This window comes from Oleiphilus sp. HI0080, assembly GCF_001635135.1.
Genome location: NZ_LWFU01000302.1, coordinates 1 through 386, shown reverse-complemented (window position 1 = coordinate 386; position 386 = coordinate 1). Strand labels below are relative to the sequence as shown.

Annotated in this window: 1 rRNA gene; it reads left to right on the top strand. The window is 50.3% G+C overall.

Features of this window, described 5'->3' with window-relative positions:
• Positions 1–386 (top strand): 23S ribosomal RNA (locus tag A3751_RS03195); the annotation flags it as partial.

Below are 386 nucleotides of genomic sequence, written 5' to 3'. Positions count from 1 at the left end.
TGGCAGTCAGAGGCGATGAAGGACGTAGAAACCTGCGATAAGCGTTGGTAAGCTGGTAAACGAGCTTTGACCCAACGATTTCCGAATGGGGAAACCCATCCGTCATAAGGCGGATATCCTGCACTGAATTCATAGGTGTAGGAAGCGAACCCGGAGAACTGAAACATCTAAGTACCCGGAGGAAAAGAAATCAACCGAGATTCCCCTAGTAGCGGCGAGCGAACGGGGATCAGCCGATGGTTGTTGTGTTAGTGGAATGCTCTGGAAAGTGCAGCAATAGAGGGTGATAGCCCCGTACACGAAGACACAGCGATCACATATTAAGTAGGACGGGACACGTGTTATCTTGTCTGAAGATGGGGGGACCATCCTCCAAGGCTAAATAC